Here is a 23,880-nt window from a genome sequence, read left to right on the forward strand (position 1 = left end):
GAGGTCAAGCCCCGTCACGGCGGCGGCGCAGCGCCAGCCTCTGCCTCCGCCGGTGCCAGCGCCCGGGCGAAGAAGTCGAGGTAGGTGCGCCACAGGTGCAGCTGCTTGGCGTTGCCGCGAATGCCGTGGCGCTGGCCCGGATAGGTCATCAGTTCGAACGGCGCGCCGCGCTCCTGCAGCGCTTCCATCAGGCGCGTCGAATTGGCGAACAGCACGTTGTCGTCGGCCATGCCGTGCACCAGCAGCAGACGGCCGGAGAGCGCCGGCAGGCGCGGCAGGATGTCGGTGCCGCGATAGCCGTCCGCATTGTCGGCCGGCGTACCCAGGTAGCGCTCGGTGTAGTGCGTGTCGTAGAGCGCGAAGTCGGTCGGCGGACCGCCGGCGGCACCGGCGCGGATGCCGGCGCCGGCTTCGGTGAGCATGCGCAGCGTCATGAAACCGCCGTAGCTCCAGCCCTGGTAGCCGATGCGGTCGGCGGCGACGTACGGCAGCGACTTCAGGTGGTTCACGCCGACCATCTGGTCGCGCACCTCGACCACACCCAGATGACGGTCGATCGCCGTCTTGAACGCGACCGAGCGATTGTCCGAACCGCGGTTGTCGAGCTTGAAGACGATGTAGCCGGCGGCCAGCAGCAGCTGATCGCTGAGCGGCCCCCATTCCTTGCGGACCTTCTGCACGTGCGGACCGCCGTAGACCAGCACGATCGCCGGATAGCGGCGCTGCGGATCGAAGCCGGGCGGCGTCGACAGCGCGTAATGCAGCGGCGTGCCGTCGTCGGCGGCGAGCGTGCCGTACTGCGGCACGCGATGCGCGTCGCGATACGGCGCGTACGGATGCGTGTCATCGAGACGGTTCTCCTCGATCCAGCGCAGACGCCGGCCGGCGGCGTCGTAGAGCGCCGTGCGCGGCGGCGTCGACGGATCGGAGTACGTGCCGACGAAGCTGCGGCCATCGCCGGCAAAGCTCGCGCTCCAGGTGCCGGCGCCCTGCGTCAGCGCCTGCGGCGCGCCGCCGCGCGCGTACGACACGCGCCACACCTGCCGCTCCAGCGGCGAGTCCTTCGAGGCCAGGAAGAACGCCTGGCGACGCCGCTCGTCGACGCCGAGCAGCGCGCTCACCGGCCAGTCGCCGTCGGTGATCTGCCGCTGCAACCTGCCGTCGCGGTCGTACCGGTACAGGTGGCGAAAGCCGGAGCGTTCGGACGACCACAGGAAATCGCCGTCGGCGAGCGGCCAGAAGTCGTCGTTCAGCTCGACCCAGTGCGGCGAGGTCTCGGTCAGCAGCACGCGGCAGGCGCCGCTGTCCGGCGCGCAGGCGAGCAGATCGAGGCGGCGCTGGTCGCGCGTCTGGCGCTGCGCGTACAGCGTGCGGCCGTCGCGCGACCAGGCGACGCGCGCCAGATAGCGCTCGGCGTCCGGCGCGAGCCCGGCCTGCAGGTCGATCGCCGTGCGCCGGCCGTCGCCGACCTCGGCGACGTAAAGCTCGACGCGCGCGTTCGGCCGGCCGGCACGCGGATAGCGCTGCGGCGCGATCGTCGTACCCTGCGGGCCGAGATCGAGGCGCTCGATCAGATCGACCCCGGACTCGTCGACGCGCGCCAGGGCGATGCGGCGCTCGTCCGGCGACCACCAGTAGCCGCTGCTGCGATCCATCTCCTCCTGGGCGATGAACTCGGCGACGCCCCACGACAGCGTGCCGCCGCCATCACGGGTCAGCGCCTGCGCCGCGCCGCCGGCGGCCGGCATCACGTAGAGATTCTGCTCGCGCACGAACGATACCCAGCCGCCGTGCGGCGAGAGCTTGGCGTCGATCTCGTCGGCCGCCGTCGCGGTGAGACGGCGCGGCGTGCGCGTCGCGCGGTCGACGAGGAACAGGTCACCGTCGACCGGCACCAGCAGCGAGCGGCCGTCGTCGCCCCAGCGATAGTCGACGACGCCGCGCTGGCTGACGCGCTGGCGCTCGCGGCGCGCCTTCTCGGCCTCGGACAGCGGCTTGTCGGGCGCGCCGAAGGCATCGGCATCGACCAGCCGGTACGGCTGGCCGCCGCGGACGTCGACCGCCCACAGGTCGAGGACGTTCTGGTTGCCGTCCTTGGCTTTCAGGTAACTGACGACGCGTCCGTCCGGCGACAGCTGCACGCCGCGTGCGCTCGGCCCGTTGAGGTCGGGATCGGCGAACAGGCGCTCCGGCGTCAGCCGCTCGGCGCGGGCCGCGCCGCCGCACAGCAGCGCCATGGCGCCGAGCAGCGCCAGACCGACGCGGCCGCGCCGCGCGTGCATTCGAGACTTCATTGCCGCTCCGCTTTTTGATGTTGCCGGGGTCCGCGCCGCGGCGCGCCTCACAGCGGCGCGCAGGCGGCTTCCAGCCAGCGGCCGAAATCGCCGTCCGCGTCGGCCGCGAACGTGCGCCGCACGCGCGCATGATAGTCGTCGAGCCAGGCACGCTCGCTCGCTTCGAGCAGCGCCACGTCGATGCAGCGATGGTCGATCGGCGCCAGCGTCAGCGTCTCGAAGCCGTGCATCGGCCGCTCGCCGCCGTCGACCGCGCAGGCCTCGCCGACCAGCACCAGATTCTCGATGCGAATGCCGTAGGCGCGACCGCCGTCGCTGCCGTCCGTGTAGTAGCCGGGCTCGTTGGACACGATCATGCCGGCGCGCAGCGGCGCCAGGCTGCCGACCTTGGCGATGCGCTGCGGACCTTCGTGCACCGACAGATACGAGCCGACGCCGTGGCCGGTGCCGTGGTCGTAGTCGAGGCCGTCGGCCCACAGCGCGGCGCGCGCCAGGGCGTCGAGCGCGAAACCTGGCGTGCCGGCCGGGAAGCGGGCGCGCGCCAGCGCGATGTGGCCCTTCAGCACCAGCGTGTAGCGGCGCCGCATGCGCGCGTCGGGCGTGCCGCAGGCGATCGTGCGCGTGACGTCGGTGGTGCCGTCGCGGTACTGCGCGCCCGAATCGAGCAGCAGGAACTCGCCGGGCTGCACGCGCCGGTTGGTCTGCGCCTGCGGGCGGTAGTGGACGATCGCCGCGTTGGCGCCGGCGGCGGCGATGGTCGGGAACGAATGATCGAGCCACAGACCGCTCGCGGCGCGGAACGCCTGCAGGCGCGCGGCGATTTCCAGCTCGTCCGGCCATGCGGCGGGCGCGCGCGTCTGCAGCGCGGCGTCGAACCAGTGCAGGAAGCGGCTCAGGGCGAGGCCGTCGCGCTCGTGCGCGCGCCGTGCGCCGTCGATCTCGACCGCGTTCTTGCAGGCGCGCGGCAGCACGCACGGATCGCTGCCGAACTCGATGTCGGCGCGCGCCGCGCGCAGGGCCTCGACCAGCCAGGCCGAAGCCTGATCGCCGTCGACCAGCACGCGGCGCCCGGACAGCGCCGCCAGCGCGCTCGCGAGCGCCGCCTCCTCGCGCACGCTGACCTCGTCACCGAGCCAGGCGCGCAGCGCCGCATCGCACGCGGCGGCATCGACGAACAGCTCGGCGCGGCCGTCGCGATGCAGGATCGCGCGGCCGAGCGCCAGCGGCGTGTGCGGCACGTCGCGGCCGCGCACGTTGAACAGCCAGGCCAGCGACGCCGGCGCCGCGACCAGCAGCGCGTCGAGTCCGCCGGCCGCCAGCTGCGCGACGATGCGCGCACGCTTGGCGGCCGAGGTCTCGCCCGAGAACGCCAGCGGCTGCGGCTCGAGCGCATGGCGCCGGCGCGGCGGTCGCGCCGCGCCCCAGACCGTGTCGACGAGGTTCTCGTCGATGGCCACCAGCTCGCCGCCGGCGCGGTACGCGGCGGCACGCAGCGCCGCCATGCCGCGCGCGCTGTGCAGACGCGGATCGAAGCCGATGCGCTCGCCTTTGGCGAGCCGCGCGCCGACATAGCGCGCCGCCGCCTCGTCGTCGAGCGGCAGGATCTCGAACGCGCCGGCATCGACCTGATGCCGCGCCTGCAGCGTGTAGCGACCGTCGACGAACAGCGCCGCCTGCGTGTGCAGGATCGCGGCGACCCCGGCCGAGCCGGTGAAGCCGCTGATGAAGGCCAGGCGCTCGTGCGCCGGCGGCAGGTATTCGTTGCGGTATTCGTCGTCGTGCGGCACCACGTAGGCGGCAAGCTTGTGGCGCGCCATCGCCGCGCGCAGCGCCGCGAGGCGCGCGGCGGCGGTGTCGAGTTCGGCGGCGGCCAGCGCCGGCAGGGCCGGAACGGAAGCGCTCATGGGGTTCTCCGGTTCAGATCGGCGCCAGCCGGCTGTGGCGGCGCGCGTAGAGCAGATAGACGGCCAGGCCGAGCGCGTTCCAGACGAAGAAGAAGCGGATCGTCTCGCCCGGCAGGCTGGCGAACAGGTACAGGCAGCCGGCGATCGCCAGCAACGCGACCAGCGGCCACAGCGGCGTGCGGAAGCGGCGCGGCCGCTGCGGCTCGCGCAGGCGCAGGATCGCCATCGCCGCGGCGGTGGCGATGAACGCGCACAGCGTGCCGGCGTTGGCGAGCGCGACGATGCGCGCCAGCGGCATGAAGCCGGCGAGCGTCGCGGCGATGACGCCGGTCAGCACCGTGACCGCGACCGGCGTGCCGCGCGTCGCGTGCACGGCGGCGAGCCGGCGCGGCAGCAAACCGTCGCGCGCCATCGCGAAGAACACGCGGCTCTGGCCGTACATGAAGGCCATGATGACGGTCGGCAGCGCGATCACCGCCGCCGCGCCGATCGCCACCGCCGCGCCGGGATGGCCGAGCGCGCGCAGGATCTGCGCCAGTGGCTCGCCGCTGCCGGCGAAGGTATCGACCGGCTGCGCACCGATCGCGCTGGCGGCGACCGCCATGTAGATCAGCGTGCACAGCAGCATCGAGCCGACGATGCCGATCGTCAGATCGCGGCCCGGATTCTCCGCTTCCTCGGAAGCGGTCGAGATGGTGTCGAAGCCGTAGAACGCGAAGAAGATGATCGAGGCCGCGGCGATCACGCCGACCTTGACGCCGTCGACCTCGTGCGCAGCGAAACCGTGCGGCATGAACGGCGTGAAGTGCGCGGCGTCGAAGGCCGGCAGGCACAGCGCGACGAACGCCGCCAGCGCCGCCAGCTTGACCAGCACCAGCACGAGGTTGATGCGCGCGCTCTCGCGCGTGCCGAGCGTCAGCAGGCCGGCGACGGCCAGCGCGATGAGCACCGCCGGCAGATCGACCAGGCCGCCGTTGGCCGGCGCCGTCAGCAGCATTTCCGGCATCGGCCAGCCGGCCTGGCGGATCAGCCCCGACGCGTAGCCGCCCCAGCCGACGGCGACCACCGAACAGACCAGTGTGTATTCGAGAATCAGGCTCCAGCCGACGATCCACGCCCAGCCCTCGCCGATCACCGTGTACGTGTAGGTGTAGGCGCTGCCGGCGACCGGGATCATCGTCGACATTTCGGCGTAGGCCAGCGCCGCGCAGGCGCAGACGAGGCCGGCGATGACGAACGACAGCATCGCCGCCGGCCCGGCCAGCGCCGCCGCCTCGCCGGTCAAGGTGTAGATGCCGGTGCCGACGATGCCGCCGACGCCGAGCGCGACCAGATGCGGCCAGGCCAGCGAACGTTTCAGCTGCGCCGCGCCGTCCGCGCGCTGCGCCGCCGCGGCCACCCACGGTCGACGACGATTCCAGAACGACATCCGTCTCCCCTGCTCCTGCCTCACGAGCTGCTCTCCCCCTGCGCGCGGCGTGGCCGCCTGAATCATTCTGTCTGCCGCGCCGCGATCCAGGCGTCGACCTGCCGCTCCAGCACCGACAGCGGCAGCGCGCCGTGCAGCAGCAGCGCATCGTGAAAGCCGCGCTCGTCGAAGCGGTCGCCGAGCGCGGCCTCGGCCTTGCGGCGAAGTTCGACCAGTTTCAGCTCGCCCATCTTGTACGCGAGCGCCTGCCCCGGCCACGACACGTAGCGCTGCAGCTCGACCTCGATGTTCAGCGGCGACAGCGCGGTGTTGTCGGCGAAGCAGGCGCGCGCCTCGTCCAGCGTCCAGTGCTTCCAGTGCAGGCCGGTATCGGCGACCAGCCGGCAGGCGCGCCACATCTCGTACGACAGCCGTCCGAAGCGCTCGTAAGGATCGCGGTAGATGCCCATCGTCTCGCCGAGCCGTTCGGCATACAGGCCCCAGCCCTCGCCGTAGGTGGTCACGTAGAGATTGCGGCGGAACTTCGGCGCGTCTGCCTGCTCCTGGGCGAGCGCCACCTGCAGGTGATGGCCGGGCACGCCCTCGTGCAGGACCAGCGCCGGCAGCTCGTACAGCGGCCGCTGCTCGAGATGCGAGGTGTTGATCATCAGGCCGCCGGCGCGATGCTGGCGCGGATCGCCGCTGAAGTAGCGGCCGGTCGTGTAGCCGTCCTCGATCTCGGCCGGCACCGGGCGCACGCCGTACGTCAGGCGCGGCAAGGTGCCGAAGTGCGCCGGCAGCTCGCCGTCGATGCGCTTGGCGATCTCGGCGGCCTTTTCGAGCAGCTGCTGGCGCGACGTCGCGTAGAAGCGCGGCTCATGGCGCAGCCAGGCGATGAACGCGGCGAGCGTGCCGTCGAAGCCGGCCTCGCGCAGCGTCCGTTCCATCTCGGCGCGAATGCGCGCGACTTCCTGCAGGCCGATGTCGTGGACCTGATCGGGCGTCAGATCGGTCGTCGTGTGGCGACGCACGAGAAAGGCGTAGTACGCGCGGCCGTCCGGCAGATCGGACGCGGCCAGGCTCTGCGCCGCGTGCGGCAGGTACTCGCGCGCCATGAAGCGCGCGAAGTCGCGCCGCGCCGGCACCACGCCGTCGCGCACGAGCTTCTCGCCCTGCGCCAGCAGTTCGGCGCGCCGCGCTTCGGGCAGGCTCGCCGGCAGCGCGCGCAGCGGCGCCAGCAGCGGATCGTCGTCAGGGCCCAGCGCCGTGGCGCGGCGCGCGCGCTTCAGCACCGCCTCGGCGGTCGGTTTCGGTTGCACGAAACCGGTCTTGATGCCGCGCCGCGCATTGGCGATGTTCTGCGCATACCAGCGCGGCACTTCGGACAGCAGCTGCAGCCAGGCTTGCGCCTTCTTCTCGTCGGCGAGCGGCTGACTGGCGCGATACAGCAGCGTCACATCGAAGCCGCCGTCGCTGTTGAACGGCAGGCGCGATTCGTCGAACGGCAGCGCCTCGAACCAGCCGGCGATCGTCCAGCGCAGCAGCTCGTGCGTCAGGCGCGCATCGGCCGGCAGCGCCGCCGGATCGATCGCCGCGAGCGCGGCGTCGACTTCGCGCAGCTTCGCTGCGCAGGCGCGCTCGGCGGCGGGGCTCACGTCCGGCAGCTGGCGGCGGCCGGGTTCGGCGGCGTCCGGGCTGTCCTCGTCGGCGTCGCGCACGCAATCGGCGGCCTCGTAGGCATCGACCGCCGCCTGCAGCGCCGGCGGCGCCGGCAGCGGCGCGGCGCTCCAGGCCGCCAGCGGCCAGGCCACGATCGCCAGCCAGGCGCCGGCCGCGTGCCCTCTACTCATGCTCGTGCTCGTCTCGTTCTTGTTATCGGACCCCGAGCGCGCAGGGTATGCGCTCCGGCGCTCACGCGTCGAGGCTCAGCAGCGAGGCGTTGCCGCCGGCCGAGGTCGTGTCGACCGACAGCGTGCGCTCGGTCGCGAAGCGCAGCAGGTAGTGCGGACCGCCGGCTTTCGGCCCGGTGCCGGACAGGCCCTCGCCGCCGAACGGCTGGCTGCCGACCACGGCGCCGATCATCGTGCGGTTCACGTACAGGTTGCCGACCCGCGCCCGGGCGCGGACCTCGTCGAGCGCGCCCGCGCGGCGGCTGTGCAGCCCCATCGTCAGGCCGTAGCCGCTGGCGTTGACGCGCTCGACCGTCTGCGCGAGTTCGCCGGCCTTCCAGCGCACCACGTGCAGCACCGGGCCGAACACCTCGTCGCGCAGATCCTCGACCGCGTCGAGTCGGATCACCGTCGGCGGCACGAAATGGCCGCGCTCGCAGCCGGCCGGCAGCGCGCACTGCGCGACGATGCGTTCGCGCTGCGCGTCGAGATGCGCGAGCAGGCGCGCCTGCGCGGCAGCGTCGATCACCGGCCCGACGTCGGTCGCCGGCTGCGCCGGATCGCCGATCGCCAGCGCCGCCATCGCCCCACGCAGCATGTCGAGCACGGTGTCGGCGATGTCGTCCTGCAGGCACAGCAGGCGCAGTGCCGAGCAGCGCTGGCCGGCGCTCTGGAACGCCGACACCAGCACGTCGGCGACGACCTGCTCGGGCAGCGCGGTGGAGTCGACGAACATCGCGTTGAGGCCACCGGTCTCGGCGATCAGCGGCACCAGCGGCCGCGTCTCGTCGTCGAGCAGCGTGCGCGCGATGCGGCGCGCGGTCGCGGTCGAGCCGGTGAAGGCGACGCCGGCGACACGGCGCTCGGCGACCAGCGCCGCGCCGACCTCCGGGCCGCCCGGCACGAGATGGATCGCATCGGCCGGCACGCCGGCCTCGCGCAGCAGGCGCACGGCTTCCGCGGCGATCAGCGGCGTCTGCGGCGCCGGCTTGGCGACGACCGTGTTGCCGGCGACCAGCGCCGCGGCGACCTGACCGATGAAGATCGCCAGCGGAAAATTCCACGGGCTGATGCAGGCGAACACGCCGCGTCCGGCCAGACGCAGCTCGTTGCGCTCGCCGGTCGGCCCCGGCAGCGCCTGCGGCGCGAACTGCGCGCGCGCCTGCTGCGCGTAGTAGCGACAGAAATCGACCGCCTCGCGCACCTCGGCGAGCGCGTCCGCGACGCTCTTGCCGGCCTCGCGCACGGCGAGCGCCATCAGCGTCTCGCGCTCGCCTTCGAGCAGGTCCGCCAGGCGTTCGAGGCAGGCCGCGCGCGTCTCGACCGGCGTCGCATCCCAGGCCGGCTGCGCGCGCGCCGCCAGGACGACGGCGTCGGCGACGTCGGCCGGCGTCGCCGCCACCACTTCGCCGACGACGCGCGCGCTGTCGGCCGGATCGAGCAGCTGCTGCGCGGCGCCGTTGCGCAGCGCCGCACCGATCCACGGTGCTGCGCGCCACGGCCGCGCCCAGGCCGCGCGCATCGCCGCCTGCAGCGCGTCGAGCGTGGCGGCGTCGGACAGATCGAGTCCGGACGAATTGCGGCGGGCGCCGAAGATCTGCAGGGGCATGGGAATCCCGGGATTGGACTGGAGCTGCGCCGCCTCGACGGCGGCGACCGGATCGGCGAGCAGCCGGTCGTCGTCGAGGCGACGGTCGGCGATCTGATGCACGAAGCTGGTGTTGGCGCCGTTCTCGAGCAGGCGGCGCACGAGGTAGGCCAGCAGTTCGCGATGGCCGCCGACCGGCGCGTAGACGCGCGCCGCGTAGCCGCGCGCGTCGATCAGCGCTTCGTAGAGTCCGACGCCCATGCCGTGCAGGCGCTGGAATTCGAAGTCGCGGCGCGCGCCGGCCCATTCGAGAATGGTCGCCACGCTCAGCGCATTGTGCGTGGCGAACGCCGGATAAAGGTTCGGCGAGGCCAGCATCGCGCGCGCGCAGGCCAGATAGCTGACGTCGGTCGCCGCCTTGCGCGTGAACAGCGGGTAATCGACCAGGCCGCGCTCCTGCGCGCGCTTGATCTCGCTGTCCCAGTACGCGCCCTTGACGAGGCGCACGGTGAGCCGGCGCCGCGTCGCCGCGCCGAGCGCGTCGGCCCAGGCGATCACCGCGCTGGCGCGGCGCTGGTAGGCCTGCACCGCCAGGCCGAGGCCGTCCCAGCCGGCGAGCGCGGCATCGGCGGCGACGCCGGCGACGATGTCGAGCGACATTTCCAGGCGCTCGCTCTCCTCGGCGTCGATCGTCAGGCCGATGCCGTGCGCCGATGCCGCACGCGCCAGTTCGACGACCCTGGCCGTCAGTTCCGGCACCGCCTCGGCGGCATGGAAAACCTCGTACCGGCAGTGCAGCGCCGACAGCTTCACCGACACGCTGTCGCGCGCGGTCGGCGCGCGATCCGCGTGCGCGGCGGCGCCGACGGCGTCGATCGCGCGCCGGTAGGCCTCGAAGTAGCGCTGCGCGTCGTCGCGCGTGCGCGCCGCCTCGCCGAGCATGTCGAACGAGTAGCGAAAGCGCGCGTGGTCCTTGCGCCGCGCCGTGCGCAGCGCCTCGCCGATGTCGCGGCCGAGCACGAACTGCTCGCCCATGATCTTCATCGCCACGGCGACGCCCTGCCGCACCGCCGGCTCGCCGAGCCGCGCGACGGCGCGCCGCAGCGCGCCCGCCTGCGGACCGTCGCCGAGCAGCGCCCGCGCCGTCGCCAGCGCGTCGGTCGCGCGATTGACGAGGAACGAATCCGACGCGCCGCGCTGCGCGGCCCAGTCGCCGCCGGCCAGCTTGTCGCGGATCAGCGCGTCGGCGGTCGCCGCGTCCGGCACGCGCAGATAGGCCTCGGCCAGCGCCAGCAGCGCGACGCCCTCGTCGGTGTTCAACGGGTATTGCTGCAGGAGGCGGTCGATCCAGCCGCCGTGGCGCGGATCGCGCAGCGCGGCGAGCAACGCGCCGGCCTCGCTACGGACACGCGCCGCCGCCTCGGCGCTCAGGCGCGCGGCCGGCAGCAGCTCGGCGAGCAGCTCGGGTTCGGCACGGCGATAAAGGCCCGGCAGGCGGCTTCTCGCGGCGGCCAGTTCGGCGGACAGGGGCACGGACGGCGACATGGCTTCTGATTCAATGAAGAATCCACATCGTATTCACGGCATGGCCGAATGTGCTTGGCATTTTGACGGCTCTTACCGAAGACGAATATAAAGATCGCCGCCATCCCCAAGCGATGATTCGGCCATGATCGACGAAACCGACCGCCGCCTGCTGCGCGCGCTGCAAAGCGACGGGCGCATCACCAACCAGGACCTCGCGCAGCGCTGCAATCTGTCGCCGGCCGCCTGCCACGAGCGCTTCAAGCGCCTGCGCGAGCGCGGCTACATCACCGGCTTCACCGCCCTGCTCGATCCGGAAAAACTCGAACGCGCGCTGCTGATCTTCGTCGAGATCCTGCTCGACCGCACGACCGGCGACGTCTTCGAAGCCTTTGCCGCCGCGGTCCGCAGCACGCCGGAAATCCTCGAATGCCACATGGTCGCCGGCGGCTTCGACTACCTCATCAAGGCGCGCGTGCAGGATATGGCCGCCTACCGCGATTTCCTCGGCGCCACGCTCGTCAACATGCCCGGCGTGCGCGAGACGCGCACCTACGCGGTGCTGGAGGAAGTCAAATCGACGGTGGCGCTGCCGATCTGAAGCCGCGCGACCGGCGCTGGCGCGAAACTTGCCGTCCCGGCGCATCGCCCACCGACTCGCCCACGCCATGCGCGCCTTCTCCACCCTGTACGCGGCCCTGCTCTGCCTCGCCCTGTCCGGCGCCGCCTTCGCGACCGAAACGACCATGACCGCCGACGCACTGATCGCCAAACTGAAGATGGAAAAGATCCCGAACGAGGGCGCGTGGTTCGCGCCCGGCTGGCGCTCCGCGGTGCGGCTGCCCGGCGCGGCGCTGCCGGAACGCTACGGCGCGGCGACGCGCGATCTCGGCAGCTCGATTTACGCGCTGGTGACACGCCGCGACTTCTCGGCGCTGCACCGGCTGCGCATCGACGAGACCTGGCACTGGTACGCCGGTGATCCGCTCGAACTGCTGCTGCTGCGCGCCGACGGCACGAGCGAGCTCGTCGTCATGGGCCCGGACGTGCTCGGCGGACAGCGGCCGCAGTACACGGTGCCGGCCGGCACCTGGATGGGCGCGCGGCCGCAGCGCGACGCGGCGGACGCGTACACGCTGTTCGGCTGCTCGCTGGCGCCCGGCTTCGACTACGCGGACTACGAGCCCGGCTACCGCGACGCGCTGCGGCGCGCCTATCCGGCGCACGCCTCGCGCATCGCCGCGCTGACGCGCGCCGCGTTCGCCGCGGCGCCGCCAGCGGCCGCGAGCGCCGCCGCGCCGGTGCCGTCGCCGACCGTGTTCGCGCCGGCAGACGTGACGGTGATCGAAATCGCGCCCGGCGTGACGCTGCGCGAGCTGATCGGCCGGCAGGCGCACGCGCGCAGCGCCGACTACAGCGTCGCGCGCTTCACGCTGGCGCCGGGCACCGGCACCGGGCGCAGCTACAACCGCGTCGGCGAGGAATTCTTCCTGATCGTCTCCGGCCGCGGCACGGTCGAGCTCGACGGCCGGCACTCGCCGGTCGCGGCCGGCAGCGTCGTCGTCATGAAGCCCGGCGTGAAGCACGCGCTGAACGCGAGCGCGCCGGAAGGCCTCGACTTCTACGCCGTGACGCTGCCCGCGTTCAGTCCCGACGACTACGTGCGCGTCGAGTAGCGCGTTCCGGCCCGGCCGCTTCGGCCGCGCGTCGAAGACTTCAGTCCAGCAACTGCGCCGCGGCACGGTCGTGGCGTCAATCGACGGCGGGCTTTCGTTTCAGATGCGAAGCACGCCGTCTGCAACCGCAGCGCGTATGTGTTCGCACTCCATTCAGACAGCCTTGGCAACGGGAACAAGTCAGTTCGAGTGCGTGAGCGTGTACGCGCCAAAAACTGCCAAGCCCACGGCCGCGAGTATGCCGAGAACAAACACCAGCCCCGTGGTTTTGAGCCCGCTCGTCTTTTTGACGCTCAGGTCTTTGATCTGCGCAGCAGTCACCTTCCAAGACTTTCCATCACGGTCTACACCGACCAAGAACGTCGGTGTGACCTGCTTAACCGTGAGCTCGTAAACGGGGCCAGACGTAAGCGCGACACGAACAATGTCCCCCACATCAACATTGTCTTGTATTGCACGTGGCGCCGCCGTATCGACGGCCCGCATCGTGGTGCATCCAATCAACGATAAGGCAAGCAACAGTACCAGCAGATTTTTCAGCATGTGCCCCTCAACGCAGTTCAGAACGCCCAGAGTCGGGGCTTACGCCGCCACTGTATTGGCAATGACCCATCGCGGCTGAGTATGTCCGAACGCCGAATATGAGAGCAATTTCATCGGCATTGAGATCAACCGCTGCAGCGGCAGTGCGTAGAAATCCATACGCCACGGCCGCTCAGGAAATGAATGACCCCGTCATCGCGAGGCCGCGTCAGTAGCCGTAGCGATCCAGAGACGCCACTGGCGGCATACGCCATTGGCCTGCTTCGTCGCCTACGCGCCTCGCAACGACGATGGATGAACGGGAATCCTTGGCGACAGCTACTGCCAATGTCCCTTCGGTGGCGGGTGTTCGACGTCTGCTGGAAACCGCCGCGGCAACGGTAGTCCCGCTATGCTCACAGCAGCTTCGCCGCGGCGCGGTTGTGGCGCGCGACCAGATCGCGCAGATCGACGCCGACGATCCGGCCGTCCTCGACGACGACGCGGCCGTTGATGACCGACAGCCAGGCGCTCGCCGGCGCGCAGGTCAGCAGTGAGGCGACCGGGTCCGACTGGCCGCCGGCATGCTGCAGGCCGTCGACGCGGAACGCGACGAGGTCCGCGGCCTTGCCGGCTTCGAGGCTGCCGAGTTCGTCGCGGCCGAGGATCGAAGCGCCGCCGCGCGTCGCCAGGCGCAGCGCCTCGCGTGCCGACATGCGGTCGGCGCGCGACTCGAAGCCGGGCCAGCCGACGCGCTGCAGCAGCATCGTCTGGCGCGCCTCGCCGAGCAGGTGATTGCCGTCGTTGCTCGCCGAGCCGTCGACGCCGAGGCCGACGCGCACGCCGGCGTCGACCATCTGCCGGATCGGCGCGATGCCGGACGCCAGGATCATGTTGCTGCTCGGGCAGTGGCAGACGCCGCTGCAGGTGTGCGCCATCCTGGCGATGTCGCCGTCGCTGGGATGGACCATGTGCGCGAACCAGACGTCGTCGCCGAGCCACTCGACCGATTCGGCGTAGTCGACCGGGCGCATGCCGAATTTCTCCAGGCAGTAGCGGTCCTCGTCGATCGTCTCGCCGAGGTGCGTGTGCAGGCGCACGTGGCGATGGCGGCGCGCCAGGCGCGCGCTCTCGCGCATCAGCTCGCCGCTGACCGAGAACGGCGAGCACGGCGCCAGGCCGATACGCAGCATCGAACCCGGCGCCGGATCGTGGAAGCGGTCGATCACGCGTTCGCAGTCGGCGAGGATCGCGTCCTCGTCCTCGACCAGCCGGTCCGGCGGCAGACCGCCGCGGCTCTCGCCGACGCTCATCGAGCCGCGCGTCGGGTGGAAGCGCACGCCGAGTTCGGCGGCGGCGCGGATCTCGTCGTCGAGCCGCGCGCCGTTGGGAAACATGTAGAGGTGATCGGCGACGGTCGTCGCGCCCGACAGCAGCAGCTCGCAAAGGCCAAGCTTGGCGCTCAGATAGACCGCCTCCGGGTCCATGCGCCCCCAGATCGGATAAAGCTTCTTGAGCCAGTCGAACAGCACCAGGCCGCCGGCGGTGCCGACGCTGCGCGTCAGCGTCTGGTAGAGATGATGATGGCCGTTGATCAGGCCCGGCATCAGCACGCAGCCGGCCAGATCGAAGCGACGATCCGGCGTGCGCTCGGCCGGCGCCTCGGCGATCCAGGCATCGAGCTCGCGGCGCGTGCCGATCTGCTCGATCCAGCCGTCGCGCAGGAAAACCGCGCCGTCGCGGATCTCGCGGCCGTCATCGTCATGGGTCACGAGCACATCGGCGCCCGTCAGCAGCAACTTCGTCAAGATTCAACTCCGTCAGAACCATCGTTCAAAGGTAAATGTCGCACGCGCGCCCCCTCGGCGCCGCGGCCGGCCGGCGCGCCGCGACACGGCGTACCGGCGCAAGACTTGCCGCAAGGCCGCCGGGCAGCGCGGCGCAAGACACGATCGTGCGCCGCGTGTCGTTCGCGCTGCGCGACAGCGTCGCGCACGCTGCCGTAAAGTCGTGGCTCTCCCCCACACGTCTGCCGCTTGCCGCCATGCCTCGCACGTTCCTGCTGTCGCTCTTCTGCCTGTCGCTCGCCGCGACCGCGCCGGCCTTCGCCGCGCTGTCGGCCGCCGAGCGGACCATGGTCGCCAGCGTCGACGCCGGGCAGGCGGCGCTGCTGATGACGCGCCTGAGCCGCGAGGCGCGCTGAGCCATGTCCGCAGCCGACGACCTCGCCGCGCTGCCGCCGCTGCACGCGCAGACCCTGCAGACGCTGCTCGCCACCCTGCAAGCCGATCCGCGCCTCGAGGCCGCGCTCGGCGGCGGCTCGCTCGCGCACGGCACGCTCGACGCGCATTCCGACCTCGACCTCGTCGTCGTCGTGCGCGACGCGGACTATCCGGCGGTGATGACCGAGCGCCGCGCGATCGCCGGCCGCGCCGGTCCGCTGCTCAGCGCCTTCACCGGCGAGCACGTCGGCGAGCCGCGCCTGCTGATCTGCCTCTATGGTCCGCCGCTGCTGCACGTCGATCTGAAGTTCGTCACCGCGCCGATGCTCGACGCGCTGGTCGAAACGCCGGCCGTGCTGTGGGCGCGCGATCCGGCGGCGCTCGCCGCGACACTGCGCGCCGCCCGCGTGCACTGGCCGGAGCGCGATCCGCAGTGGTTCGAGGACCGCGTCTGGATCTGGCTGCACTACGGTGCGAGCAAGCTGCACCGCGGCGAGCTGTTCGAGGCGCTCGGCATGCTCGCGCATCTGCGCGAGCAGGTGCTCGGCCCGCTGCTGCGCCGCCACGCCGGCGAGCGGCAGCGCGGCGTCCGCCATCTCGATTTCGTGCCGGCGCTGCGCGAAGCGCTGCTGCCGACCGTCGCCGCTTACGACGCCGCCACCGTGCGCGCGGCGCTCGCCGCGTGCGCCGCGCTGTACCTGCGGCTGCGCGCCGACGCCCCGCCGCCGCAAGCGATCGCCGGCATGCCAGACACGCTGCTCGATTTCCTCGACGCGCCCGGCACGGGCGACGGCTGAAGCCGCGGCGGCCACCGGCCTGCCGCGAATCCGGCGATCCGGCGCCGACGCCTGTGGCGATCCCGGCGATGCGCGTCCGCCGGTCCGCGCATGCCGAGCGCGACGGACGTCGCCGGACGTGCCGAGCCCGGCGTCGCGCCGGAACGGCAGGCGATTTCGGCGCGCATCGCCCGCCCAGCCGTTCGCGTCCGGGCCCGCACGCGCGGCGCGGGGAATCGCCGGCCGGCGACATGGCCGGCGTCCGCCGTCGCGCCTTTCGCGCGACGAAGCAGGCTCAGCGCCCTGCGTCCTTGCCGAAACTGTAGTCCCGCTCCACGCGGCAGATGCGCGCGTGGTAGGCCTCGTACCAGTCCTTCCTGCCGCGCTGCTGCGCCTGCAGATGCGCGGTGTTTTTCTTCCAGGCGGCGATGGACTGCAAGCTGTCCCAGTAGGACACCGTGATGCCGAGCCCCTCGCGGGCCGACTCCACGCCCAGGAAGCCGGGCTGTTGCGCGGCGAGCGCGACCATGGCATCGGCCATCGCGGCATAACCGTTATCGCCCTCAGTGCGCAGCGAGGTGAAGATGACGGCGTAGTACGGTGCCGGAGGTGTGTCGGCAATGCTCATGGATTCTTCCTCGATGGACGACTGTCTGCTCCGGCGCCCAGTCGACCATGGCGTTCCTCCGCCTGTAAAGAAACGAAAGGTAACAGGCGTCCGGCCACAATCCCGGCAGCGAACCGGCGCCTTGCCCATCAAGCCGCCACTGCATGCCGCGCATGCGCTTCAGCTCTCCACCTGCTCGGCCGCCAGCACGCGCCCGGCCTCCTCGCCGGCGGCGGAGTTGGCGATGCCGGCACGCGAGCCGGCGAGCTTGGCGGCCAGGTGCGCGCCGATCGTGATCGGCGGATAGGCGCTGCCGTCGGCACCGACGCAGGACGGCAGCGTCCGGATCAGCGCATCGAAATTGCCGTCGTGGAAGTAGGCGGCCGAGCGGCGGCGCTGCACCTTGCCGTCGACGACCGGCGGTCGCACACGATGCAGCGTCGAGCGCCAGCGGTCGTTGGTCCAGCGCGCGGTGAGATCGCCGAGATTGACGAGCAGCGCGCCTGGCGCCGGCATCACGTCGTGCCAGACGCCGTCGCCGCCGAGCACCTGCAGGCCCGGCACCGGATCAGCCCAGAGCACGGTGACGATGCCGTAATCGGTGTGCGCGCCCATGCCGGTCGGCGTCTCGTCCTGCACGTCGAGCCCTTCCGGCAGCGCGTAGTTGATCATGCGCAGCACGTCGACCGAGTGGTCGGTGACCGCGGCGAAGGTGTCCGGCGGCACGTGCAGGGCGTCGGCGAAGATGCGGCACAGGGTGCGCGCGACGCGGCCGGCCTCGCTGAAATAGGCCGAGACCGCGGCCCGGAAGCGCGCACCGTCGAAGCCCGCGCCACTCTGCGGCCAGAGGTTTTCGGCGTAGACCTCGGCCGGCAGCGCCAGCTGCGGAAACTCGGCGGCGGCGGTGCCGACGTTGAAGGCCTCGAAGTAGTCGTTGAGCCGCGACGCCGATTCGAGACCGAGCGACAGGCTCAGCGACTCGCTCTGCGGCGGCGCATAGCCGCGGTTGATCTGCGGCGGCGCGCAGTCGCGGCGCTTGGTTTCGAGCGGCTGGCCGAAGTAGGCGTCGATCGCGCCGGCCAGCCCGGCGAGCACCGCCGGCGCGATGCCGTGGCCGCGGATCTGCACGAAGCCGACCTCGCGGCAGGCCATGCCGAGTTCGGCGGCGACACGGGCGCGCGCGATCGGCTCGGTGCTTGCACCGCTCTGGGCCACGTATGGCGTGATATCGACCACAGGCACCGCAAAGGGGCGCGCCGGCCCTTTCACCGACGGTTCATCGTGCTTCGTCACAAGGTCCTCCGCCGCGCTCGCGGCTGCTGAATTCGGGCTCCCGGCCGGTTGTGCACAATCCTTGCTATGGATTGCATGCACTTTTGCCGGCCCCGGTTCGCTATGCAATTGGCCTGCCGTTTTGGCGGCCGCCGCAGCGGAGTCCGCGAGTGCCCACCCGCCGGCCGGCGTCCGCCGCCCGCCGACGGCCCTTTTCGTTCATCCGACACGTCCGGAACCCGCGCATGTCCGACTTCATTGCCCAGCTGCCCAAAGCCGAACTCCACGTGCACCTCGAAGGCACGCTCGAACCCGAATTGAGCTTCGCGCTCGCCACGCGCAACGGCGTCAAGCTCGACTACGACACGCCCGAAGCGCTGGTCGCCGCCTACGACTTCCACGACCTGCCGTCCTTCCTCGCCATCTATTACAAGGCCATGGAAGTGCTGGTCACCGAGCAGGATTTCTTCGAGCTGACCTATGCCTATCTGAAGAAGGCGCGCGAACAGAACGTGCTGTACTGCGAGCCGTTCTTCGATCCGCAGGCGCACACCAGCCGCGGCGTGCCGTTCGCGACCGTCATCACCGGCATCCACAAGGCCCAGGAAGCGGCGCGCGCCGAACTCGGCATCGAATCGCAGCTGATCCTGTGCTTCCTGCGCGACATGAGCGCCGAGTCGGCGATGGAAACGCTGCTCGCCTCGCTGCCGTTCAAGGACTGGATCGTCGGTGTCGGCCTCGACTCCGACGAGAAGCACAACCCGCCGCGCAAGTTCGCCGAGGTCTTCAGGCTGGCGCGCGAGAACGGCTACAAGCTGACGATGCACTGCGACGTGCACCAGCTGAATACGCACGAGCACATCCGCCAGGTGCTCGACGAGATCGTCGTCGACCGCATCGACCACGGCATCAACACGCTCGACAAACCGGTGCTGTACCAGGAAGTCGCGCGGCGCGGCCTCGGCCTGACGGTGTGCCCGGTGTCGAACCGCTTCGTCGTGCAGAACCTAACGACGGCGGAAATCCGCCGCATGCTGGAGCTCGGCATGCGCGCAACGGTCAACTCCGACGATCCGGCCTACTTCCGCGCCTACATGAACGAGAACCTGCAGGCGCTGGCCGACGACGGCATGACGCGCGACGAGCTCGCGCAGCTGACGCGCAATGCCTTCGCGGTCGCCTGGCTGCCGGACGCGCGCCGCGCGCAGTACCTCGACACGCTGGAACAGTACCTGCGGCAGGCCGCCTGAGTCGTCGCCGCTCGACCGTCATAACAGACCAGAAGGACCCCATCCCCATGACCCATGCTTTCCTCCGTACCGGCCGCGCGCTGCTGGCGCCGCTCGCCGGCCTCGCCCTGCTGGCCGCCTGCTCGAAGGGCGCGCCGCCGCCCGCGCCGGTCGCCGAGACCGCCGTCGCGCCGCAGCCGATTCCGGTCAAGGTCGTCGTCGTCAGCATGTTCGAGACCGGCGCGATCACCGGCGACGCGCCGGGCGAATTCCAGCTCTGGGTCGAGCGCCTGAAGCTCGACCGCACGTTCGCCTTCCCGATGGGCGAGTACGAGCTGCGCATGAACGATGACGGCGTGCTGGCGATCTGCACCGGCGGCGGCATCACCAACGCCGCGACCTCGATCATGGCGCTCGGCACCGATCCGCGCTTCGATCTCACGCACGCCTACTGGCTGATCGCCGGTATCGCCGGCGGCGATCCGGAAGACGTCTCGCTCGGCACCGCGGCCTGGGCCAAACACGTCGTCGACGGCGACCTGCTGTACGAGATCGACGCGCGCGAAATCCCCAAGGACTGGCCGTACGGCCTGCTGCCGCTCGGCGCCAAGAAGCCGAACGACAAGGCCGACGGCTGGAGCGTCGACACCATCCATTTCCCGCTCAACGCCAAGCTCGCCGAGTGGGCCTACGCGCTGACCAAGGACCACCCGGTCGCCGACAGCGAAGGCATCGCCGCGTTCCGCCAGCAGTTCGCCGGCCTGCCGAACGCGGTCAAGCCGCCGTTCGTGACGATCGGCGACACCATGTCGTCGAGCACCTACTTCCACGGCGACCTGATGACGAAGTGGGCCAACGACTGGATGAAGCTGCAGGCCGGGCCGGACGCCAACTTCATGATGTCGGCGATGGAGGACAGCGGCACGCTGACCGCGCTGCGCCGCCTGTCGCGCGTGCAGCGCGTCGATCTCGACCGCGTGCTGGTGCTGCGCACCGCCAGCAACTACAGCGAGCAGCCGCCCGGCAAGGACGCGGCCTGGAGCACGACCGCCGAGTATCCGGAAGGCGGCCGCCCGGCGATCGAGGCGGCCTATCAGGTCGGCAACATCGTCGTGCAGAAGCTGCTCGGCGGCTGGGACCAGTACCGCGAGCATCGGCCCGAATGAGCGGGCCCGATTCTTCCCTCTCTCACGACACAGGAACGATGCCGATGAAACTGCTGAAGATGCTCGCCGCCGCCGCGCTGCTGGCGAGCGGCGCGGCCAAAGCCCTCGATGCGCCGGACGCGCCGCTGCACTACACGCCGACCGACACCATCGTCGTGCTCGGCGCCGTGCCGCAGGAAATCCCGCCGTTCGTCGAGGCGATGAAGGACGCGCAGAAAAAAGACCTCTGGGGCATTCCGTACTGGCAGGGCCATATCGACGGCAAGCCGGTCGTGGTCGCGATCACCGGCATCGGCAAGACCTCGACCGGCATGACGACGACGCTGTTCGTCAGCCAGTTCAAGCCGCGCCTGGTGCTGATGAGCGGCACCGGCGCGCGCATCAACGCGTCGCTGCGTACCGGCGACGTGATCGTCGCCGCGCACATGAACGAGCACGACTACGGCAGCCTGACGCGCCAGGACATGGTCTACCGTCCGTTCAACGGCCCGGATGACGGCCAGGAGATCGCCAATGACTTCTCGCCGTCGCCGTCGCTGCTGGCGCGCGCCGACGAGGCGATGAAGACCTACCGGAGCCCGCAGGTCACCGCCAACGGCTCGACCTACGAGGTCAAGGTGCGCCGCGGCGTGGTGTCCTCGTCCGACCTGTTCGGCGTCACCGAAACGCGCATCGGGCACCTGCGCCAGGACTTCCACACCGACATCATGGAAATGGAGTCGGCGCCGCTGGCGCACACGCTGCAGATTCTCGGCGTGCCGTACATCGTGGTCCGCGCTGGCAGCAATGTTGCACAGGAAGCGCCGAACGACGACTACCTGCGCCTCGGCCCGATCGCCGCGAAGCAGGCCGCCTATTTCAGCCTGCACCTGCTCAAGTACCTGTAAAGCCGGAACCGGAACCGAACGCCATGCACCGCCTCGCCACCTCTCTCCTCGCCGCCAGCCTGCTGCTGGCTGCCACGACCGTCCGCGCCGCCGATACCGACGACGGCACCTGGTTCGAATCGTTCAAGGCCAGTGCGACGCCGGAGCAGCTGTACCGCTTCCTCTATGCACTGCCCAAGGGCGGCGACCTGCACAACCACCTGTCGGGCGCCGGCCGGTCGGAATGGTGGTGGGACGCGGCGCTGGCGTCGGAAAAGGACGGCTACACGTACTACACGAAAGTCCGCATCAACAACTGCGTCGAGTACGGCAGCAGCAACGAGTACGGCGGCCAGCCGTACTACCTGCTGTTCCACACCCTCCAGCAGTCGAGCTACGCCCGGCTCGACGACTGCCGCAAGTCCGAATACAAGCCGCTGAAGGCGCTCGACGCCCGCGAGAAGGACGGCTGGCTCAACAGCATCCGTCTCGACCGCCCGTACGAAGGCCGCGACGAGTTCTTCAGCACGCACTGGGAGCGTCTCGGCGATCTCGACCGCAACCCGTACGTGACGGCCGAGATCCTGTTCCAGAACATGAAGGCCTTCGGCAAGGAAGGGCTCGCCTATCTGGAAACGCAGGACGGCGCCTTCGGCTTCCTCGGGCCCGACGGCAGCACGCTGCCGCCGGAGCAGACCGCGGACATCCTGCGCCGCCGCCTCGCCGCGCCGGACGCCAAGGCGACCGGCGTCACCGTGCGCTTCCAGAGCTCGATCCTGCGCTTCGCGCCGAACGCCGAGCAGTACCTGAAGACGCTGTACGCCTTCACCGACCGGCACCGCGACCTCTACGTCGGCATCAACATGGTCGGCCGCGAGGACAACGACAAGGGCTATCCGCTGCGCTTCCTGCCGACGCTGCGCGAGCTGCGCAAGCACTATCCGGACATTCACCTGTCGATCCACGCCGGCGAAGTCGACGAACCGAACTTCCATATCCGCGACACGCTGCTGCTCGGCGCCGAACGCATCGGCCACGGCGTCAACCTGCTGAGCGATCCCGAGACCACGGTGCTGATGCGCAACGGCCCGTACCTGATCGAGATCAACCTGATCAGCAACCTGCTGCTCGAATACGTGAAGGACTTCCAGCAGCACCCGTTCCCGGAATACCTGCGCATCGGCATCCCGGTCGCGCTGTCGACCGACGACCGCGGCATGTGGGACTCCAACCTCACCGACGAATACTTCGTCGCGGTCCGCGAGTTCAATCTGTCGTGGGACGAGATCGTCAAGATCGGCCGCAACTCGCTGCAGTATTCGTTCGTGCAGGAACCGGTCAAGCAGCTGCTGCTGAAGGACTACGACGCGCGCGTCGCGCGCTTCGCCGCGCAGTTCCAGAAGCAGGGCGTCGCCGCGCTGGCCGGCGTCAAGCCGGTCAGCTATTCGTTCACCTGCAAGCATTACCAGCTGTGCCTGCCGCGCGAGTGAGGCGCCGATGAGCCCGGCCGATGCGCGCGCCGAACTGCGGCGCTTCGTGATGGGGCTGCCGAAAGCCGAGCTGCACGTGCATCTCGAAGGCACGATGGAGCCCGAGCTGTATCTGGCGATGGCGGCGCGCAACGGCCTCGCCACGCCGTACGCCGACGCCGAGGCGGTGCGCCAGCGCCTGCGCGACGCGCGCGATCTGCCGAGCTTCATCCGCATCTACGAGGAGCTGATCGGCGCGATCCGCACGGCGCGCGACTTCCGCGATCTGGCGATGGCCTTCTACGCCAGGGCGCAGTCGCAGGGCGTGATCTACGCCGAGGTGTTCTTCGACCCGCAGCTGCACCTGGAACGCGGCGTGCCGCTGGCGGCGATCTTCGGCGGCCTCGCGCAGGCGCGGCTCGAAGCGGCGCAGACGCTCGGCTTTGCGGTGCGCTACATCATGTGCTTCCTGCGCGACCGCCCGGCCGAGGACGCGCTGCAGGTGCTGCGCGACAGCGCGCCGTGGCGCGACGAGTTCATCGGCATCGGCCTCGACAATCCCGAGGTCGACGGCTTTCCGCAGAAGTTTTCTGCCGTGTACGCTGAGGCGCGGGCGATGGGCCTGCGCCTGACCACGCATTGCGACGTCGGCCAGCCGAACACCGTTGCCCACCATTGGGGGGGCGCTCGACGTGCTCGGCGTCGAGCGCATCGACCACGGCCTCAACGTGCTCGACGATCCGAAGCTGGTCGAGGCTGTGCGTGCGCGGCGCATCGGCCTGACCGCGGCACCGACGCTGTTCTACACCGACATTCCCGGGCGCATGGAATATCGCGCCGGCGCGATCCGGCGCCTGCTCGACGAAGGCCTGCTGGTGTCGGTGAATTCCGACGATCCGGGCATGAAGCGCAGCCTCTACGTCAGCGATCTGATGCTGTGCGTGCAGCAGACCACCGGCCTGTCGCGCGCCGCGCTCGTGCAGCTGGCGCGCAACAGCTTCGTCACCGCCTGGCTGCCCGACGCCGAACGCGAAGCCTGCCTGGCGCGGCTCGATGCCTACGTCGCCGCGCATCCGCAGCCAATGCCGGCCTGATGCATCACGGGCGCCGCACGGCGTCCCACTCGAAACCAGGAGTTCACGATGCCGATGTTTCTCTCCGCCACGCGCCGCGCGCTGCTCCGCCGCGGCGCTGCCGCGCTCGCGTTCGGCGCGGGTCTGCTGTCGCTGCCGGCGCTCGCCGCCGAGCCGCTGAAAGTCGCGTTCGTCTATGTCGGTCCGATCGGTGACGCCGGCTGGACCTACTCGCACGAGCAGGGCCGCCTCGCGCTCGAAAAAACCCTGCCCGGCCAGGTCAAGACCACTTACGTCGAGAGCGTGCCCGAGGGCGCCGACGCCGAGCGCGTCATCCGCCAGCTCGCCGCCGACGGCAACAAGCTGATCTTCACCACCTCGTTCGGCTACATGGA

General features: G+C 70.7%; 19 protein-coding genes and 1 pseudogene. 11 read left to right on the forward strand and 9 right to left on the reverse strand.

Going from position 1 to position 23,880, the window contains the following annotated elements:
- Window positions 1–14: 14 nt before the first annotated feature.
- The 5 genes from H149_RS0117265 to putA form a co-directional block, all read right to left on the reverse strand.
- Complete coding sequence (locus H149_RS0117265) at window positions 15–2,294, reverse strand: S9 family peptidase (protein WP_211213629.1); 2,280 nt, start codon at window positions 2,292–2,294, stop codon at window positions 15–17.
- A 47-nt stretch (window positions 2,295–2,341) separates the two neighbouring features.
- Entirely contained in the window at window positions 2,342–4,198 is a 1,857-nt protein-coding gene (locus H149_RS0117270; protein ID WP_020651029.1) for an aminopeptidase P family protein, read from the reverse strand.
- A 13-nt stretch (window positions 4,199–4,211) separates the two neighbouring features.
- On the reverse strand, window positions 4,212–5,627 hold the full coding sequence (locus H149_RS0117275) for an amino acid permease (protein ID WP_039749365.1): 1,416 nt from the start codon (window positions 5,625–5,627) through the stop codon (window positions 4,212–4,214).
- 62 nt (window positions 5,628–5,689) lie between these two features.
- A complete protein-coding gene (locus H149_RS0117280; RefSeq protein ID WP_039749367.1) occupies window positions 5,690–7,456 on the reverse strand; it encodes a DUF885 domain-containing protein in 1,767 nt (588 codons plus the stop codon).
- A 61-nt stretch (window positions 7,457–7,517) separates the two neighbouring features.
- Window positions 7,518–10,628 (reverse strand): bifunctional proline dehydrogenase/L-glutamate gamma-semialdehyde dehydrogenase PutA, encoded by a 3,111-nt coding sequence (putA, locus tag H149_RS0117285; protein ID WP_020651032.1) that lies wholly within the window; start codon window positions 10,626–10,628, stop codon window positions 7,518–7,520.
- Window positions 10,629–10,752: 124 nt separating this feature from the next.
- Between putA and H149_RS0117290 the strand changes: the two genes are divergently transcribed.
- Complete coding sequence (locus H149_RS0117290; protein WP_020651033.1) at window positions 10,753–11,208, forward strand: Lrp/AsnC ligand binding domain-containing protein; 456 nt, start codon at window positions 10,753–10,755, stop codon at window positions 11,206–11,208.
- 67 nt (window positions 11,209–11,275) lie between these two features.
- A complete protein-coding gene (locus H149_RS22415; RefSeq protein WP_020651034.1) occupies window positions 11,276–12,283 on the forward strand; it encodes a cupin domain-containing protein in 1,008 nt (335 codons plus the stop codon).
- 180 nt (window positions 12,284–12,463) lie between these two features.
- On the opposite strand, the gene H149_RS0117300 is transcribed toward H149_RS22415, so the two are convergent.
- Window positions 12,464–12,826 carry a hypothetical protein gene (locus H149_RS0117300; protein ID WP_026353273.1) on the reverse strand — a complete coding sequence of 121 codons (363 nt, stop codon included), beginning with the start codon at window positions 12,824–12,826 and terminating at the stop codon, window positions 12,464–12,466.
- A gap of 395 nt (window positions 12,827–13,221) precedes the next feature.
- On the reverse strand, window positions 13,222–14,613 hold the full coding sequence (locus H149_RS0117305; RefSeq protein ID WP_020651036.1) for an 8-oxoguanine deaminase: 1,392 nt from the start codon (window positions 14,611–14,613) through the stop codon (window positions 13,222–13,224).
- 155 nt (window positions 14,614–14,768) lie between these two features.
- Here H149_RS0117305 and H149_RS23460 point away from each other — a divergent pair, with 155 nt between their 5' ends.
- Both H149_RS23460 and H149_RS0117315 read left to right on the forward strand, forming a co-directional pair.
- Window positions 14,769–15,008 carry a hypothetical protein gene (locus H149_RS23460; RefSeq protein ID WP_154654903.1) on the forward strand — a complete coding sequence of 80 codons (240 nt, stop codon included), beginning with the start codon at window positions 14,769–14,771 and terminating at the stop codon, window positions 15,006–15,008.
- A gap of 3 nt (window positions 15,009–15,011) precedes the next feature.
- Window positions 15,012–15,824, forward strand: a complete 813-nt coding sequence (locus tag H149_RS0117315) for a hypothetical protein (RefSeq protein WP_020651038.1) — start codon at window positions 15,012–15,014, stop codon at window positions 15,822–15,824.
- A 274-nt stretch (window positions 15,825–16,098) separates the two neighbouring features.
- Here the strand turns inward: H149_RS0117315 and H149_RS0117320 are convergent, their stop codons facing one another.
- Together H149_RS0117320 and H149_RS0117325 are read right to left on the reverse strand one after the other, a co-directional pair.
- Window positions 16,099–16,431 (reverse strand): antibiotic biosynthesis monooxygenase family protein, encoded by a 333-nt coding sequence (locus H149_RS0117320; protein ID WP_020651039.1) that lies wholly within the window; start codon window positions 16,429–16,431, stop codon window positions 16,099–16,101.
- A 159-nt stretch (window positions 16,432–16,590) separates the two neighbouring features.
- Window positions 16,591–17,703: an isopenicillin N synthase family dioxygenase gene (locus tag H149_RS0117325; protein ID WP_211213630.1), complete on the reverse strand. Its 1,113-nt coding sequence runs from the start codon at window positions 17,701–17,703 to the stop codon at window positions 16,591–16,593.
- 224 nt (window positions 17,704–17,927) lie between these two features.
- Here H149_RS0117325 and add point away from each other — a divergent pair, with 224 nt between their 5' ends.
- The 7 genes and pseudogenes from add to H149_RS0117355 all read left to right on the forward strand — a co-directional run.
- Window positions 17,928–18,932, forward strand: coding sequence for an adenosine deaminase (gene add / locus H149_RS0117330; protein WP_020651041.1), 1,005 nt, complete (start codon window positions 17,928–17,930; stop codon window positions 18,930–18,932).
- A gap of 47 nt (window positions 18,933–18,979) precedes the next feature.
- Window positions 18,980–20,077, forward strand: a complete 1,098-nt coding sequence (locus H149_RS0117335) for a purine-nucleoside phosphorylase (protein ID WP_020651042.1) — start codon at window positions 18,980–18,982, stop codon at window positions 20,075–20,077.
- A 44-nt stretch (window positions 20,078–20,121) separates the two neighbouring features.
- Window positions 20,122–20,964, forward strand: a complete 843-nt coding sequence (locus tag H149_RS0117340; protein ID WP_211213631.1) for a 5'-methylthioadenosine/S-adenosylhomocysteine nucleosidase family protein — start codon at window positions 20,122–20,124, stop codon at window positions 20,962–20,964.
- A gap of 23 nt (window positions 20,965–20,987) precedes the next feature.
- Window positions 20,988–22,433 carry an adenosine deaminase family protein gene (locus tag H149_RS0117345; RefSeq protein WP_020651044.1) on the forward strand — a complete coding sequence of 482 codons (1,446 nt, stop codon included), beginning with the start codon at window positions 20,988–20,990 and terminating at the stop codon, window positions 22,431–22,433.
- Window positions 22,434–22,551: 118 nt separating this feature from the next.
- Window positions 22,552–23,001 (forward strand): annotated as a pseudogene (locus tag H149_RS24430) (adenosine deaminase); the annotation flags it as partial.
- Window positions 23,002–23,077: 76 nt separating this feature from the next.
- Window positions 23,078–23,506: an amidohydrolase family protein gene (locus tag H149_RS24265; protein WP_169518371.1), complete on the forward strand. Its 429-nt coding sequence runs from the start codon at window positions 23,078–23,080 to the stop codon at window positions 23,504–23,506.
- Between the two features lie 48 nt (window positions 23,507–23,554).
- A partial coding sequence (locus H149_RS0117355) for a BMP family ABC transporter substrate-binding protein (protein WP_245540548.1) occupies window positions 23,555–23,880 on the forward strand: 326 nt, incomplete at its 3' end.

It is taken from the genome of Solimonas variicoloris DSM 15731, from assembly GCF_000382285.1.
Lineage (GTDB): Bacteria > Pseudomonadota > Gammaproteobacteria > Nevskiales > Nevskiaceae > Solimonas > Solimonas variicoloris.

Coding starts and splice junctions, on each gene's coding strand:
- H149_RS0117265 (WP_211213629.1), bottom strand. CDS start 2,294: ATGAAGTCTCGAATGCACGCGCGGCGCGGCCGCGTCGGTCTGGCGCTG.
- H149_RS0117270 (WP_020651029.1), bottom strand. CDS start 4,198: ATGAGCGCTTCCGTTCCGGCCCTGCCGGCGCTGGCCGCCGCCGAACTC.
- H149_RS0117275 (WP_039749365.1), bottom strand. CDS start 5,627: ATGTCGTTCTGGAATCGTCGTCGACCGTGGGTGGCCGCGGCGGCGCAG.
- H149_RS0117280 (WP_039749367.1), bottom strand. CDS start 7,456: ATGAGTAGAGGGCACGCGGCCGGCGCCTGGCTGGCGATCGTGGCCTGG.
- putA (WP_020651032.1), bottom strand. CDS start 10,628: ATGTCGCCGTCCGTGCCCCTGTCCGCCGAACTGGCCGCCGCGAGAAGC.
- H149_RS0117290 (WP_020651033.1), top strand. CDS start 10,753: ATGATCGACGAAACCGACCGCCGCCTGCTGCGCGCGCTGCAAAGCGAC.
- H149_RS22415 (WP_020651034.1), top strand. CDS start 11,276: ATGCGCGCCTTCTCCACCCTGTACGCGGCCCTGCTCTGCCTCGCCCTG.
- H149_RS0117300 (WP_026353273.1), bottom strand. CDS start 12,826: ATGCTGAAAAATCTGCTGGTACTGTTGCTTGCCTTATCGTTGATTGGA.
- H149_RS0117315 (WP_020651038.1), top strand. CDS start 15,012: ATGTCCGCAGCCGACGACCTCGCCGCGCTGCCGCCGCTGCACGCGCAG.
- H149_RS0117320 (WP_020651039.1), bottom strand. CDS start 16,431: ATGAGCATTGCCGACACACCTCCGGCACCGTACTACGCCGTCATCTTC.
- add (WP_020651041.1), top strand. CDS start 17,928: ATGTCCGACTTCATTGCCCAGCTGCCCAAAGCCGAACTCCACGTGCAC.
- H149_RS0117335 (WP_020651042.1), top strand. CDS start 18,980: ATGACCCATGCTTTCCTCCGTACCGGCCGCGCGCTGCTGGCGCCGCTC.
- H149_RS0117340 (WP_211213631.1), top strand. CDS start 20,122: ATGAAACTGCTGAAGATGCTCGCCGCCGCCGCGCTGCTGGCGAGCGGC.
- H149_RS0117345 (WP_020651044.1), top strand. CDS start 20,988: ATGCACCGCCTCGCCACCTCTCTCCTCGCCGCCAGCCTGCTGCTGGCT.